The sequence below is a fragment of the Streptomyces sp. NPDC048481 genome (assembly GCF_043200075.1).
In the GTDB taxonomy this organism is placed as follows: domain Bacteria; phylum Actinomycetota; class Actinomycetes; order Streptomycetales; family Streptomycetaceae; genus Streptomyces.
Window position 1 is genome coordinate 42,352 of record NZ_JBICXC010000009.1, and the last position, 14,436, is coordinate 56,787.

Sequence of the window (14,436 nt, forward strand, 5' to 3'; positions counted from 1 at the left end):
CATCCGTACGCCGTTCCGCCCCGCGCACGTTCCGTCATGCTACGGCCCGAGGCCGGCGGAGCGCGGCCGGGGCGAGGCCCTCCGCGGCCCCCGGGCCCTTCCGCCTACGATGATCCCGACCCACCGATCAGCCGATCACCCGCGTCCCGTCCGGCCCGCCGGGCCCGGGGCGCCGTCCCGGGGAGGACCCCATGACCGACCGCCTCGACGCATCCTCAGCAGCCGCCGCGTCCGGCTCCCCCGTGTCCGGCGCGCCCGCCGGTCCCACCGCCGGGGCCGCGGCCGGCGGCCGCGACCTGCACGCGTTCATCGCCGGGCTGCCGAAGGCCGAACTGCACGTCCACCACGTGGGCTCCGCCTCCCCCCGCATCGTCTCCGAGCTGGCCGCCCGGCACCCCGACTCCCGGGTGCCCACCGACCCCGAGGCCCTCGCCGACTACTTCACCTTCACGGACTTCGCCCACTTCATCGAGGTGTACCTGTCCGTCGTCGACCTCATCCGCACCCCGGAGGACGTCCGGCTGCTGACCTACGAGGTCGCCCGGGACCTGGCCCGCCAGCAGGTGCGCTACGCCGAGCTGACGATCACCCCGTTCTCCTCGACCCGGCGCGGCATCGACGAACTCGCCTTCATGGACGCCGTCGAGGACGCCCGCAAAGCGGCGGAGGCGGAGTTCGGGACCGTGCTGCGCTGGTGCTTCGACATCCCCGGCGAGGCCGGGCTGGAGGCCGCCGAGGAGACGACCCGGCTCGCCACCGACGACCGGATCCGCCCCGAGGGGCTGGTCTCCTTCGGCCTCGGCGGCCCCGAGATCGGAGTGCCGCGCCCGCAGTTCAAGCCGTACTTCGACCGGGCGATCGCGGCCGGGCTGCGGTCCGTGCCGCACGCCGGCGAGACCACCGGACCCGAGACGGTGTGGGACGCGCTGACGCATCTGCGCGCCGAGCGCATCGGCCACGGCACCAGCTCCGCGCAGGACGCGAAGCTGCTCGCCCACCTCGCCGACGCCCGGATCGCGCTGGAGGTGTGCCCCACGTCGAACATCGCCACGCGCGCGGTCCGCACCCTCGACGAGCACCCCCTCGCGACGTTCGTGGAGGCCGGCGTCCTGGTGACGGTCAACTCCGACGACCCGCCCATGTTCGGCACGGACCTCAACAGCGAGTACGCGGTGGCCGCCCGGCTCCTCGGCCTCGACGAGCGCGGCCTCGCGGGCCTCGCGAAGAACGCGGTCGAGGCCTCCTTCCTGGAGGAGAGCGGCAAGCGGCGCGTCCGGGACGAGATCGACGCCTACACCGCCGGGTGGCTCGCCCCCTGACGGCGTCCCGCCGCGATCCGCCGCCGCCCGCCACAATGGGCGCATGCAGAACGTGACCGCCGTGGCCCATCGCGGCGACCCCTACCGCGTCCGTGAGAACACGATCGACTCGCTGCGGTCCGCGCTCGACCGGGGCGCGGACGCCGTCGAGTGCGACGTGCGGCTCACCGGGGACGGCGTGCCCGTCCTGCTCCACGACGAGACGCTGAAGCGGCTCTGGGGGCTGGACCGGCCGCTGCGATCGCTGTCCGCCGCGGAGGTGCGCGGGCTCACGGCCGGCGGGGTGCCCACCCTGGCGGAGGCGCTCGCGGCGACGGACGGCAGCCGGCTGATGCTCGACCTGCCGGGCACCCGGGACGAGCGCACGGCGCGGCGGATCGTCGACGCCGTGCGCGAGGCCGGCGCCGCCGACCGGGTCCACTACTGCGCCGACGCCGTGGCGATGCTCGCCGTGCGCGCCGCGGACCCGTCCGCCGAGATCGCCCTGACCTGCACGAGCCTGGCGCCCCCGCGGCCCGCCCTGCTCGCGGCGGTGAAGCCGCGCTGGCTCAACTACCGCTTCTCCCTGGTGGACCGCGACCTCGCCGCGCGCGTCCACCACGACGGCTTCCTTCTCTCCGTCTGGACCCCGGACACCCGCCGCGCGCTGCGCCGGCTCATCGACCTGGGCGTCGACTCCATCACCACCAACCGCATCGACGTCCTGACCGCGCTGCGCGAGCGGGGCTGAACCACGCCCTCGACGCGGCCGGACCCCCACCGCGGCCGGACCCCCACCGCGGCGGGGCCTCACCGCAGTGGCTCCTCCGGCGGCACGTCGCGCACGCCGGGAAGGTGGCCGTCCAGCTCGCCCGGCTCGAACCGGCACATGCCCACCGCGTGCCAGAACTCGCCGGTGACGTCCCCCTCGTACTTGTAGCCGCCGGACGGCGCGAGCGCGGCCCAGCCGCCCGGCAGGCCGATCAGAACGGCGCACAGGGCCACCGGCCCGTCGGCGGGGACCTCCCACAACCGGACGGTGCCGTCCTCGCCGCCGCTCGCCAGCAGCGAGCCGTCCGGGCTGAAGGACAGCGTCAGCACCCGGCCGCTGTGTCCGGTCAGGACGGCGGCCTCGCGGCCGGTGCGGGCGTCCCACAGGCGGACCGTGCGGTCGTCGCCGGCGGTCGCCAGCAGGGGGCGGCGCGGGTGGGCGACGGCCGTCCACAGTTTGCCGGCGTGCCCGGTCAGCCGGTGCGCGGCAGCGCCGTCGCGCCAGATCACCGCCAGGCCGTCCCAGGAGGCGCTGGCCAGCCAGGAGCCGTCCGCCGCGAACGTCACCGCGTACACGCGGTCGGCGTGTCCGTCGAGCACGGCGGTGACCCGGCGTTCGGCGACGTCCCAGACGCGGACCTTGCGGTCGTCGCACCCGGTCGCCAGGAACGCGCCGTCGGGCCGGAACCCGATGGAGCGCACGCGTCCGAAGTGCTCGCCGATGGTGACGACGTGCGCGCCGGTCGCCCGGTACCACAGGCGGACCGTGTCGTCGTCGTTGGCGGTGGCGAGCAGTTCGCCGTCCGGACTGAACGCCTCCGCCCAGACGTGGTCCGTCTCCACGTCCATCTCGCGTTGGTATTCGCCCGTCTCCGCGTTCCACAGGTGCAGGTCGCCGTCGCTGCTCGCGGTGGCCAGCAGCGGTCCGCCGGGGCTGAACACCGCCGACACCAGCCGGTCGCTGTGTCCGGCCAGTTCCCGCAGCCGCCGTCCGGTGGAGGTGTGCCACAGCCGGACGACGCCGTCATTGCCGCCGGCCGCCAGCATCGAGCCGTCGGCGCTGAACGACAGGGTGGCGATGCGCCGTCCGTGACCGCGCAGGATCCGCCGCCCCTGGCCGGTGGCCGGGTCCCAGAGCCGGACGACGCCGTCGTTGCCGCCGGTGACCAGCAGCGAGCCCGCGTCCGGGGCGGGGCCGGTCCCGGCGGGGCCCGCACCGCCCTCCGCGGCGGGGCGGAACGTGCACACCCAGACCGAGCCCCGGTGTTCCGGGGGCCGGCGGGTCAGCGGCACGGCGATCGGGTCGCCCAGCAGGTCGACGCGCCACAGCCGCACCCCGCCCTGGCTGTCCCCGGCGGCGAGCAGGGTTCCCTCGGGGTCGAACAGCGCCTGGTAGACGGCCCCGCGGCAGCCGCCGAGCACCCCGGCGCCGGCCCCGGCCGCCAGGTCCCACAGCCGCACCTCGCCCTCGGTGTCCGCGCTGACCAGCAGCCGGCCCCCGGGGTGGAAGTCGAGCGTGTACACGCGGCCCGCGTGCCCCTCGAAGGTGTGCACCACCCGCCGTGCCGCCACGTCCCACACCCGCACGGTCCCGGCCCGCCCGTCGCCCATGTCGCCGGTGGCGAGCAGGGCGCCGTCCGGGCTGAACCGGGCCCGGAAGACCGCGCCCCGGTGCCCGGGCAGCGCACCCAGCAGCCGGCCCGCGGCGAGGTCCCACAACCGGACGGCGGCGGAGGCGTCCCCGGTGACGAGGGTGCGGCCGTCCGCCGCGAAGGCGATCGTGTAGACGGGCGCGGAGTGGCCCGGCAGCCGGTGCAGGGGCCGGCCCGTGGCCGTGTCCCACAGGGTGACCACGCCGTCGGCGTCGCCGGTGGCCAGCAGGGCGCCCCCGGCGTCGAGGACGACCGGCCACACCCCGCCCTCGTGCACGCGCAGGACGTGCCGGCAGGCGCCGGACACCGGGTCCCACAGCCGCACCGTGCCGTCCGCGCCGCCCGTGGCCAGCACCTGCGCGCGGAACTTGACGGCGTAGACGCGGTCGGTGTGGCCCTGAAGCGTGCGCAGCGCGGTGCCGGTGACGGCGTCGCAGACCAGGACCCCGCCGTCCTCGCTGCCGACGGCGAGGAGTTCGCCGTCCGGACTGAACGAGAGGGGTTCGGGCAGCCGGCTGGTGCGCATGTCGAAGCCGTAGGGCACGCCCACCGCGGAGGGCCGGAAACCGGAGTCGACGCTCATGCCGGGGGCGAACGCGGCGGCGGCCAGTTCCGGGGCGTCGGGCAGCCCGTCCCCGGTGGTCGCCGCGATGAGCGCGGCGCGCCGCCAGTCGCCGCCCTCGACGCGGGCGCCGGTGAGGTCGGTGCGGATCAGCCGCGCCCGGCGCAGGTCGGCGCCGCGCAGGTCGGCGCCGCTGAGGTCGGCCCCGTCGAGCCGTGCCCCGGTCAGCCGGGCGTCGCGCAGGATCGCCCCGGAGAGGTTCGCGCCGACCAGCCGGGCGTCGGTGAGGTCGGCGCGGGTGAGGTCGACGCCGGAGAAGTCGCGGTAGGAGAGGTCCTCCCCGCCGAGGGCGGCGCCGCGCAGGTCGGTGTGGGCGGGCACCCGGAGCCGGGAGAGGATCTTCACGGCGTTGGCGCGGGAGACCTCGGCGCCGCCGGGGTCCTCCTCGTTCAGCACCGCTTCCGCCCACTCCTGGCAGGCCCGGTGGTCGGCCAGGTCGCACAGGAACTCCACGGCGAGCCGGCTGAGCGGGCGCAGCCCCAGCAGCGCGCTGTCGCCCGCGGCCAGCCGCAGCGCGCACTCGCGGGCGATGAGCCACTCCACCACCGAGCCGTGGATGAAGCGGAACACGCCGTCCTCGGTGCGCACCAGCAGGCTGCCCGAGCCGACCGCGTGCGCGGCCTGCGGCACGGACAGGCGGCTGTCGGCGAGTCCGGTCAGGGTCTCGGCGACGTCGGTCAGCTCGTCGAGGCGCAGGGAGTCCTGGCCGCTCTGCCACAGCCGCAGGGCGAGTGCGGTGACCGCCCGCCACAGCTGTTCCAGGCTGAGTCCGGGGGTCCTCCCCGCGCCGCCGCCGGCCCGCCGCTGCTCGAAGCGCAGCCAGGCGGTGAGCACCTCCTGGTAGAGGCCGGCGGGGCTGAGGGCGCGGCCGGCGCCGGCGACGGCGCGCAGCTGGTCGTCGTCGAGGTCGGCGACGAAGCCCAGGAGGCGGGGGTTGCGGCACAGGGCGAGCAGGTCGGGGACGGCGTCGAGGAGGTGGACGCGGCGGTCGGCGGCCCGGTCGTCGCCGTCGTAGCGGTTGACCAGGTAGGCGCGGATCTGCTGCGGGGTGAACTCCTGGACGGCCAGCACCCGGCGGTGCGGGAGCAGGCCGACGCGTTCGCCGAGCGCGGTCAGTACCTGTCCCTGGGAGCGGAAGTGCTGGGTGCGGCTGCTGACGACGATCTTGGCGCTGTCGACGGCGGAGTCGAGGAGCACCTGGAGGCGTTCGGCGGCGCGGTCGTAGGTGACGCGGGTGACGAGTTCGTCGAAGCCGTCGAAGAGGAGCACGATCCGGCCCTGCCGGAGCATGTACCGGAAGGCGCGCAGGTCGATGTTGTCGACGCCGTGGGCGGCGAGGTGGGCGGCGACCAGGCCCTCGAAGGAGTAGGCCCGGTCCAGCGCGTTCAGTTCCACCAGCAGCGGTACCAGGTGCGGGAGTTCGGCGGGGATCCGGCGGGCCAGCTCGCGCAGGGCGAACGTCTTGCCGTGGCCGAAGTCGCCCAGCAGGAGCAGGAAGCGGCCCTGGTCGGAGTCGAGCAGGCGGAGCATGTCGTCGACCAGGCCGTCGCGGTCCTCGGCGTCGAGGCGCTCGATCTCGCGGTACCGCTGGGGCAGGTACATGCCCGGCGGGTAGCGGGGGTCGGTGCGCAGCCGCTCGTTCTGGGCGCCGACGTAGGCCCGCAGGTCCAGCAGGCCCTGGAACTCGGTGAAGCTGCGCACCCGGACGCCCCGGCGGCGGGCCTGGTCGCGCAGCTCCCGGGCGGGCGGCGGGCCGTCGTGGACGAGTTCGGCCTCGGTCTCGGAGTCCGCCGCGTGGACGAGGGCGACGACGCGTTCGACGTCCTGGTCGGTGGGCGTGCCGGTGTGCACCGCGACGCGCTGCTGCCGGACGAATCCCGACTGGGTCCAGGTGACGAGGAGTTGGGGCACCGGGCCGGCCACCGGGCGGATCTGCGCGCCCTCGTGGCGGGTGCGGCAGACCTCGGCGACGCGGGCCAGCAGGATGTCGGCCGGGGACTGCACGGCGCGCGGCTCGGGGTCCGCGCCGGCGCCCGTGTCCGGTGCGCCGCCGGGAGGGCCGTCAGGCGGGCCGGCCGCCTCGTCGGGGGCGAAGACGCGGTGAGCGCGTCGCCAGTCGGCCCGCGTGCGCCGCGGCTCGCCGGGGCCGGGCCAGACGGCCAGTCCGTCGCGGCCTATGCGCAGCAGCTGGTGCCGGGCGGGGCCGGCGGCGGCCAGCAGCGGCAGCTCGCCGGCCGCGGTGGGCAAGGCGGTGTGCGCGCCGGGCCCGGTCGGGCCGTGCAGCAGCAGGTGCAGGCGGGGCGCGGTGAGCCGGGCCAGCACGTCGGTGTCGCGCAGCGGGCCCGAGCCGTCCGGGGCGGCGGTACCGCGCAGCACGCCGGCGCGGGCGGTGCCGGGGGCGTGCCTCAGCGCGCCGATCCGCAGCCAGCCCTCCTCCTCGTAGGGCCGCAGCGCCTGCGCGAACCAGGCGGCCTGCTCGGGCCCGACGAAGCCGTACTGGTCGTCGAGGCGGTGGCTGTAGGCCATCGAGGAGTTGAGTCCGGCGACGACGGTGTGCAGTTCGGGCACGGGGAAGAGGGTCCACGGCTGGTCGCTGTCGAAGACGGCGTCGAGCCCCTGGTACAGCTCCTGGAAGAGCCGGGCGTAGTGCCGCCACTTGGGCCAGTACGGCGGCCGGGGCGGCATCTCGTCCGCCTCGCAGGTGCTGAAGTAGGCCCGGCACGCGGCCTGGTTGACGTCGTGGCCGCCGGGGACGAGCGCCACCCGGTGCGGTTCGAGGCCCAGCAGGGCTCGCAGTCCGGTGAGGAAGGAGAGCGCCTGGTCGCATTCGCGGGGGCTGCCGGACGCGGTGAGGTCGCCGGTGACGACCAGCAGATCGGGGCCGGGCGCGCCCGCGTCGGCGAGTTCGACGAGGTCGCCCCAGATCGCCGCCTGGAGTTCGGCCGGGTCCTGGCCGCGTCCGAAGGCGGGCCCGGCCAGGTGCAGCACGGTGACCGCGTCCCGGGCGGCGGGCGCCCCGGTGACGCGCGGGTAGCCGGGGGACGCGGCGGGCCTGCGGCGTCCGGCCCAGCCGGTCCGCCCGAGCGGCCGGCCGGTGCGCGGGGCGGGCGGCGCGGCCGCGGCGGGCGGGCCGGGGTGTCCGTCGCCCGGGTAGCCGGGCCGCAGGCCGGGGCGGGCCCGGCCGTCGAGGGCCTGGCGCACGCGGGTGAGGAGCAGGTCGCGGGCGGCGGCCGGGTCCGTCACCGGCACCAGGTCCACATAGGTGAGGGTGGCGAGGAGGCCCTCCACGGGGATGTCCTCGACGCGGACGGTGATCAGCCGGCGCTCCGGCAGGTCCGGGTCGGCGCGCAGGGCGGCCTGCCACTCCATGCGGCCGTACCGGGAGCGCTCGTAGTTGCGCGAGAGGACGGCGATGACGGCCGCCGACTCGCTCACCCCGCGGTCCATGAAGTCGACGAAGTTGGTCCCCGGCACGAAGTCCCAGGCCTGCAGGACGGTCCGGTATCCGGCCTCCTCCAGCGTCCAGGCGATCCAGGACGCCCAGCGCTCGTCCGCGGGCGAATAGCTGACGAAAAAGTCCAAAGGCCCGGTGTCACCGCTCATCTGACGACCCCCCATGGCTTCATGATGCAGTGAACGAGCATCGGTATGAACCGTTTTCACCGCCCCGGTACCCCCGGGAGGCCCCCGGCGGCGAATCTGTCCCGAAGCAGCCCCTGGTCACAGGGGCGCACGATTGTGCGACCCTTCCCCTCGTGCGTGTCCTACGGCGTCTGCATGTACTGGACCGGGTGGCGGCCGCCCTCCTGGCGGCCGGACTGGCGTGCGTGGCCACGGGGTTGCTGCCCGGCGGCGCCGCGTCCGGCGCGATGAGCCGGATCGCCCCGCTGCTGGCGTTCCTCGGCACGGTGATCGTGCTCGCCGAACTCACCAGCAGGGCCGAGGTGTTCGACGTGGTGGCGGCGCGGATCGCGTGGGCGGGCCGGGGCAGCCGCCCGCTGCTGTTCCTGCTGTGCGTGGCCTTCGCGTCGGTCACGACGATCTCCCTGAACCTGGACACCACGGCGGTGCTCCTGACGCCGGTGATGCTGGCCCTGGCCTCCCGGGTCGGGATCGCGGCGGTCCCGCTGGCGATGACGACGGTCTGGCTCGCCAACACGGCGAGCCTGCTGCTCCCCGTCTCGAATCTGACCAACCTGCTGGCCGCGGACCGGGTGGCGCTGTCCCCCCTGGGGCTGGCGGGCCGGATGTGGGCTCCGCAGCTGGCGGCGGTCGCCGTGACGACGGCCTGTCTGTGGCTGTTCTTCTGGCGCCCCGTCTCCCGCACGGCCGGGGACGGGCGGGACCTGGAGTCGGGCGGACCGGGAGCGGTCCGCGTCGAACCGGCGCAACGGCCGCCGCGCGAGGGGCGGTACGCGCTGCCCGAGGTGCACCGTCCGGCCGACCGGGTGCTGTTCCGGGCCTGCGCTCTGGCCTGCGGCGGCTTTCTGCTGGCCATCCTGGTGGCCGACGTGCCGCTGTGGATCGCGTCCGCGACGGCGGCGGCGGTGGCCGTCACGGCGTTCGCGCTGCGGGAGCGGCGGGCGCTGCGGTGGTCCCTGGTGCCGTGGCGGCTGCTGGTGATGGTGCCGGGGATGTTCCTGGTCGTCGAGACCGTCACCGCGCACGGCCTGCACGACCTGCTGGCCGCGGCGGTCGGCGACGACGGCGGCGTCCTGGGACGGTTCCGCGCGGCGGCGGTCGGCGCGGGCCTGTCGAACGTCCTGAACAACCTGCCCGTCTACCTGGCCGGCGAGGGCGCGGTCCCGGTCGGCAACCACGACCAGCTCCTCGCCCTGCTGATCGGCACCAACGCCGGCCCGGTGATCACCCCGTGGGCCTCCCTGGCGACCCTCCTGTGGTACGAGCGGTGCCTGGCGCACGGCGTGCGCGTACCGCTGGCCCGGCTGATCGGCACGGGCGCGGTACTGGCCCTCACCGCGGTGACGGCGTCGGTGGCGGCCCTCTCCCTCACCGGATGACCCCGCCGTCCCGTGTCCCGGCCGGCGGCGGCGACACCGCCCAGGCGGCCGGGCCGCAGAGGTCCGGTGACAGTGGCCGTTGCGACGACGGCACCCGGCCGGCCCACGACGGCATCATCCCGGGCGGCCGTCGCGGCCGTCTTCGGCGGCGGCGCACGCCGGAGCCGGTGGCGCGGCCCCGGGGGCCCTCGGCGCAGGCGCCTCGGCGGCCGGGGCTCGGCTCGGTCCCGTGAGGGCCGGGGGCCGGTGGGGTCAGCTCGTGGTCCGGGGGGTGGTGCGGCTGTGGGGCGGCCCGGCGGGCCGGGGGGTCGCCGCGGACACCAGGTCCAGCAGGGCGGGCAGGATCTCGGGGCGGCCGGCGACGAAGGAGCGGTCGGTGTCGGGGCCGGTGAAGCCGGCGGTGAACTCGGCGCCGTCCAGCCCGCGCAGCACCACTCCCGCCTCGCGGGCCAGCAGGGCTCCGGCGGGCAGGTCGATGGCCTCGGCGCGGTAGCCGACGAAGCCGTCGATGTCGCCCCGGGCCAGCATGGCCCAGGCCACCAGGGGCGCCCACAGCTGGAGCAGCCGTCGGGAGCGCAGCTCCAGAGCGTGCCGCAGAACACGCACCGCGGGATCGTCGCGCCGGACCGCGTGCCCCTGGGTCCAGGCCAGGAGCGGCCCCGCGGGCGAGGGCGGCCGGGGGGCCGGGGCGAGCGGGCCGGCCGGACCGCGCGCCCCCGCCCCGCGCCGGGCCGACCAGGTCCGCCCCGTGACCGGGTCGTGCACCACCCCCACCACCGGCGCGCCCTCCACGCACAGGGCGATGCCCACGACGTATACGGGCAGCCCGATCACCACGTTGTTGCTGCCGTCGAGCGGGTCCACCAGCCAGGTGCGGCCGCGGCCGGGGCCGCCCTCGCCGCCGGAGTCGCCGGACTCCTCGGCGAGGACGCGGTCGTGCGGGTAGTCGGCGCGGATCCGGTCCACGACCATGGTCTCGGCGAGCAGGTCGAGGTCGGTGACCACGTCGCCCAGGGCGCCCTTGGGGCGGGCCGCGAACCCGTCGGGGAACCGCGCCCGCAGCAGCGCCCCGGCCGCCTCGGCGGCCGCCACCGCCGTCCTGCACTCGGCGGCGAAGTCAGACGGACGGGGGGTGGGCCTCATGGATCCTCCTGAGCGCGGCCTGGGCGATCCGGACGGTCTGGGCGGCGTCGCACATCCTGCGGACCACCCGGTGGCCAGGGGCCCGTAACGGGCCCAGGGAGAGGTCCGCCCGGCCGGGCACGGTCCGCCCCAGCACCAGGGTGGCGGTCGGCCGGCCGTCCGGCACCACCGTGGCGTGGAACTCACCCGCAGGCAGGGCGTACGTCTGGCCCCTGGTGCTCGGCCGGCCGGGGCCCGCGGTGCAGCGCACCAGCCGTCTGGTGGGCCGCAGTTCGTCCACCCCAAAGGGCGCGCTGTGCACCTCGAACACCCGGTGGGTGGGCCGCGCGGCCTCGTCGGTCACGTCGGTCACGTCCATCCGCCGGTTGTCCAGCTCGCCGTACAGCACGGTGCTCGTCAACTCCCAGCTGTGCGCGTGCACCTGACGGTCCGCCAGGACGGGGTCCGAGGGTCCGAAGACGTGCACGCACACCCCGCGCGGCCCGTCGCGCAGGACGGGCAGGCAGACGAACCCCAGCGGATGACGCACCGCGCGCAGCGCCCGGCCGCCGGAGGCGACCGCGTCGAGCTGCGACACGGCGTGCCGCACCAGCTCGGCGGTCGCGCCCCGCAGTGCGGCCCGTTCCAGGGCCGGGTAGTCCATCGCTCCCCCAGGAACCTCTCGTCGGGATCCGGCCGAGGCCGCGCTCACCTGCGGTAGGGGTCCTCCGCGCGCAGCGCCTTGTCGATGACGTCGCCGACGTCGCGGTCGGTGAAACTGGCCGGCAGCGCCAGGCCGAGCCGGTCGAGCAGGCGGCGGACCTCGTCGACGGTGGGCTCGTCGCCCAGCGGGACCGCATCCCGCAGATCGAGCTTGACCGCCTGCTCGCGGCTCTGGTGCAACTCCGTGACGTAGTAGTCGTACAGCGGCCGCCCCCGCTCCACGTACAGGCTGACGCGGCGCGGGTCGTCCTGGGTGATGATCAGGCAGGTGTCGGACAGGTCGAAGCGCAACGCCGGGGCGACGGAGTTGAGATGGACGTCGATCTCCAGGGTGTCCAGCCGCTGCCGGTGCCAGCAGGCGGCCACCACGGTGGCGTAGGACTCCTTGCGGGTGCGTTCCGGCGTCCAGCCGTCGCCGTCGTCGTGCCCGAAGGTGCGCCGGAAGCGGGCGTAGGCCTCGCAGACCTTGTCGTCGGCCGGGTTGACGATGTCGATCTTCATGCTGAGGGAGCGGCGCTGCCGCTGCGCCTCCAGCACGCACTCGGGCAGCGTGACCGCCCGCAGATAGGTGCCGGTGCCGCCCTTGAACACCCAGCGGCTGGTGCTGCGCCGGGCCCGTTCGTGCGCGGGAGCGACCTCCGGGCCGGTCAGCGTGCGGACCATGGCCAGGTCCTCGATCGCCCGGCCGGTCGCGGCGGTGGCCGCCCGGATGTCGGCCATGCGGCGCCGCCGCTCGGTCAGTGACCCGTACACCATCGCGGCCAGCACGAGCAGGATGGAGCCGGTGACGACGTCGTCGTCGAAGCCCTTGTCCGTGATGTCCAGCAGGCCCACGGTCAGGGCCACGGCGATGGCCACGAGGCCGTCCGCGTTGCGGACCGCCCAGCCGATCGAGTCCTCCAGCCTGCGTCCCGACGGCTGCGGTGCACTGCGCGACACGGTCACCCTCCCCCGACGGCGGACTCCATGGTAGGAGCAGTCGGCCCGGACGGCTACGGTGCGTGAATCGGCCTCAGCGGCGCGTCTTCGACGCGGACGGCGCGGTGGACGGCGCACTCGACCGCGTGCTCGGCTGCGCCGCACGCCGGCGTGACGTCGTGTCCTGCGCGACGGGCGTCGGGCTGGAGCGGCCGGTGGGGTCCGCGCCCGGGGCAACGGTGCGACCGGTGTCGGCGGGGGTGTCGGGGGCATGGGGCGCGTCCGCCCCCCTGGTAGGGCGTTCGGCGCTCTGCGGCGGGAGCGAGGGCGCGGGCCGGGGTCCGGTCGACGGACCGCCGGTGACCGGGGGCGGGGCGAGCGGCGTCGTGGGGCGCGCGGGCGCGTCGGAGGACGTCGCACGCAGCGGCAGCAGGACGGCGAGCACGGTGACCGCGCACGCCGCTCCGACCCCCGCGGCGCGCAGTGTCCGGCGGCGGGCGGCGCCGCGGCGGATCTGCTCGTAGCGGCCGGGCGGTGGGCCGAGATGTCCGGCGGGGGGGCGCAGGATGACGGTCAGGGGGTCGTCGGGGTCGAGGTCCGGGCCGTCGTCGAAGTCGTCAGCCGGTGTGATCAAGGCTTCTCCTCAGGTGGACGCGGAGCAGTTCGCGGGCCGCGTGCAGGTCGGCCTTGACGGTTCCTTCCTTGCGTCCGGTCAGCACGGACACCTCCCGGATCGGCATGTCAGCGTAGTAGTGCAGCAGGATCGGCACGCGCAGCCGGTCGGGCAGGGACTGCACGAGCATCCGTACCGACGGGTCGGCCTGTTCGGCCGGCGGGGCCACGGCGACCTCGACGGTGACCCGGCGCACGGCCCGGCGTTCGCGCTCCAGCTTGCGCCAGTGGTCGCGGACCAGGTTGGCGGCGGTGACGAAGAGGAAGCCCTGGGGCTCGGACACGGTCGTCCAGCGCGCCCAGAGCCGGGTGAACGCCTCCGAGGCGATCTCGTGCGCCGTCTCGTCGTCGTCGACGAGGCGGCGGCACCAGCCGGCGAGGCGGGGATAGAGGGCGGCGAACAGTTCGGACGCCGCCCTCTCGCGCGAGCGTGGGCGTTTCAACGTTCTCCCGCGGTGCTCGACGCGTCGCCCGCCGCCCCGGGCCCCGACGATGCTCCGGAGGAAGCCCCGGAGGCGGCCCCCGGGACCAGGGCGGCGAAGACGATCACGTTGTCGCGGTACCCGTCGCCGGTGCGCGGGCCGCCGCACGTGATGAGACGCAGTTCGGGCCGGCCGACGTTCCCGTAGACCTCCGCGGTGGGGAAGCCCGCCTTGTCGACGGTCCGCACGCGGGTCACGGCGAACGCGGCCGTCGTGCCGTTCTCCAGGCGCACCGCGATCCGGTCGCCCCGGTGCAGCCGGTCCAGGCGCCGGAACACCCCGTCGCCGTACCGGCCGACCGTGACATGGCCGAGGATCACCGACGGCCCGGTCCGTCCGGGGGTCGGCGAGTGCTCGTACCAGCCGGCCCGGTCGTGCCGCTCGACCGGAGGCACCTGCACACTGCGGTCGGCGGCCAGTCCCAGCCGCATGACCGGGGTGTCGACCCCGATGGCCGGGATCCGCAGTCCGACCGGCGCCGAGCGCGCGAGGGGCCGCGCGGTCCGGGCGGCCGGAGCCGGGGAGCCGGCCGCGCCCGCGGCGGCGTGCGTGCCGTTCGTGGCGGTGGCGGCGGACGGCGCGGCGGGTCCGTCGCCCTGGGCGGTGCAGCCGCCGAGCAGCAGCACCGCCAGGACCGCGAGCGCCGGGGCGCGCCTGGAGAGCGGGCTCATGCGCCGGTCGCCCTCCGGCGCCGCACGACGTAGAAGACGGAGCCGGCGGCGGCGACCGCCGCGGCCGCGCCGCCGCCGATCAGCGTGCCGTGGCCGTCGGACGACGGCTCGGCGACGCCGGTGTCGGCCGCTCCGCGCGGGACGACGCCGACCTGGGCCGGCGCGGCGGACCGGGCGTCGGACGGCGCGTCGGTCGCCGCGGGCGCCTTGGTGGGCTCGGTCGCCCTGGACGGGCCGGTCTTGGCGCCGCCCGGGACCGGGCTGGCGCTGCCGGTCCCGGGCACGGGGGTCGGGGTGCTCGCGTCGGCGAGTGCGGGGGCCGCGCCGGCCAGCAGGGCCGTGGTCGCAACTGCCAGGGCGGCGAGGCCCGTTCGGGGCGTGAGTCGCATGGGTCGCTCTCTTTCGTCGGTCCGTTGACGGATCGAGCGAAGAGACGAGGCAGCCACGGACCGGGTTGTAAAGAGATGGCAAAGCCGTCGCGGGC

10 protein-coding genes and 1 pseudogene are annotated in these 14,436 nt (G+C 76.1%); 3 read left to right on the top strand and 8 right to left on the bottom strand.

Annotation, left to right across the window (positions count from 1 at the left end; translation table 11 throughout):
- Positions 1-102 precede the first annotated feature (102 nt).
- Positions 103-1,319, top strand: a pseudogene (locus tag ACGFSH_RS25055) (adenosine deaminase); the annotation flags it as partial.
- A 43-nt stretch (positions 1,320-1,362) separates the two neighbouring features.
- Positions 1,363-2,049 carry a glycerophosphodiester phosphodiesterase gene (locus tag ACGFSH_RS25060; RefSeq protein WP_393352386.1) on the top strand — a complete coding sequence of 229 codons (687 nt, stop codon included), beginning with the start codon at positions 1,363-1,365 and terminating at the stop codon, positions 2,047-2,049.
- A gap of 59 nt (positions 2,050-2,108) precedes the next feature.
- On the opposite strand, the gene ACGFSH_RS25065 is transcribed toward ACGFSH_RS25060, so the two are convergent.
- Complete coding sequence (locus ACGFSH_RS25065) at positions 2,109-7,961, bottom strand: TIR domain-containing protein (RefSeq protein ID WP_393352389.1); 5,853 nt, start codon at positions 7,959-7,961, stop codon at positions 2,109-2,111.
- A 137-nt stretch (positions 7,962-8,098) separates the two neighbouring features.
- On the opposite strand from ACGFSH_RS25065, the gene ACGFSH_RS25070 reads away from it, so the two are divergent.
- A complete protein-coding gene (locus ACGFSH_RS25070) occupies positions 8,099-9,364 on the top strand; it encodes an SLC13 family permease (protein ID WP_393352391.1) in 1,266 nt (421 codons plus the stop codon).
- A gap of 252 nt (positions 9,365-9,616) precedes the next feature.
- On the opposite strand, the gene ACGFSH_RS25075 is transcribed toward ACGFSH_RS25070, so the two are convergent.
- The 7 genes from ACGFSH_RS25075 to ACGFSH_RS25105 form a co-directional block, all read right to left on the bottom strand.
- Positions 9,617-10,507, bottom strand: coding sequence for an inositol monophosphatase family protein (locus tag ACGFSH_RS25075; RefSeq protein WP_393352394.1), 891 nt, complete (start codon positions 10,505-10,507; stop codon positions 9,617-9,619).
- On the bottom strand, positions 10,482-11,150 hold the full coding sequence (locus tag ACGFSH_RS25080; RefSeq protein ID WP_393352396.1) for a hypothetical protein: 669 nt from the start codon (positions 11,148-11,150) through the stop codon (positions 10,482-10,484). Before ACGFSH_RS25080 ends, ACGFSH_RS25075 begins: the two co-directional genes overlap by 26 nt.
- A gap of 44 nt (positions 11,151-11,194) precedes the next feature.
- Positions 11,195-12,148 (bottom strand): hypothetical protein, encoded by a 954-nt coding sequence (locus tag ACGFSH_RS25085; RefSeq protein WP_393352399.1) that lies wholly within the window; start codon positions 12,146-12,148, stop codon positions 11,195-11,197.
- A 73-nt stretch (positions 12,149-12,221) separates the two neighbouring features.
- A complete protein-coding gene (locus tag ACGFSH_RS25090; protein WP_393352400.1) occupies positions 12,222-12,761 on the bottom strand; it encodes a hypothetical protein in 540 nt (179 codons plus the stop codon).
- Positions 12,745-13,242, bottom strand: coding sequence for an RNA polymerase sigma factor (locus ACGFSH_RS25095; RefSeq protein ID WP_329414134.1), 498 nt, complete (start codon positions 13,240-13,242; stop codon positions 12,745-12,747). Before ACGFSH_RS25095 ends, ACGFSH_RS25090 begins: the two co-directional genes overlap by 17 nt.
- Positions 13,239-13,952 carry a class F sortase gene (locus ACGFSH_RS25100; protein ID WP_393352403.1) on the bottom strand — a complete coding sequence of 238 codons (714 nt, stop codon included), beginning with the start codon at positions 13,950-13,952 and terminating at the stop codon, positions 13,239-13,241. Before ACGFSH_RS25100 ends, ACGFSH_RS25095 begins: the two co-directional genes overlap by 4 nt.
- The gene (locus ACGFSH_RS25105; protein WP_393352405.1) at positions 13,949-14,341 is read right to left on the bottom strand and encodes a sortase-dependent protein; all 393 of its coding nucleotides are present in this window, start codon (positions 14,339-14,341) and stop codon (positions 13,949-13,951) included. Before ACGFSH_RS25105 ends, ACGFSH_RS25100 begins: the two co-directional genes overlap by 4 nt.
- Between the last annotated feature and the right edge of the window lie 95 nt (positions 14,342-14,436).

Bases quoted from the DNA above. Each gene is read 5' to 3' on its own strand.
- ACGFSH_RS25100 (WP_393352403.1), bottom strand. From the start codon at position 13,952: ATGAGCCCGCTCTCCAGGCGCGCCCCGGCGCTCGCGGTCCTGGCGGTG.
- ACGFSH_RS25075 (WP_393352394.1), bottom strand. From the start codon at position 10,507: ATGAGGCCCACCCCCCGTCCGTCTGACTTCGCCGCCGAGTGCAGGACG.
- ACGFSH_RS25060 (WP_393352386.1), top strand. From the start codon at position 1,363: ATGCAGAACGTGACCGCCGTGGCCCATCGCGGCGACCCCTACCGCGTC.
- ACGFSH_RS25105 (WP_393352405.1), bottom strand. From the start codon at position 14,341: ATGCGACTCACGCCCCGAACGGGCCTCGCCGCCCTGGCAGTTGCGACC.
- ACGFSH_RS25065 (WP_393352389.1), bottom strand. From the start codon at position 7,961: ATGGGGGGTCGTCAGATGAGCGGTGACACCGGGCCTTTGGACTTTTTC.
- ACGFSH_RS25080 (WP_393352396.1), bottom strand. From the start codon at position 11,150: ATGGACTACCCGGCCCTGGAACGGGCCGCACTGCGGGGCGCGACCGCC.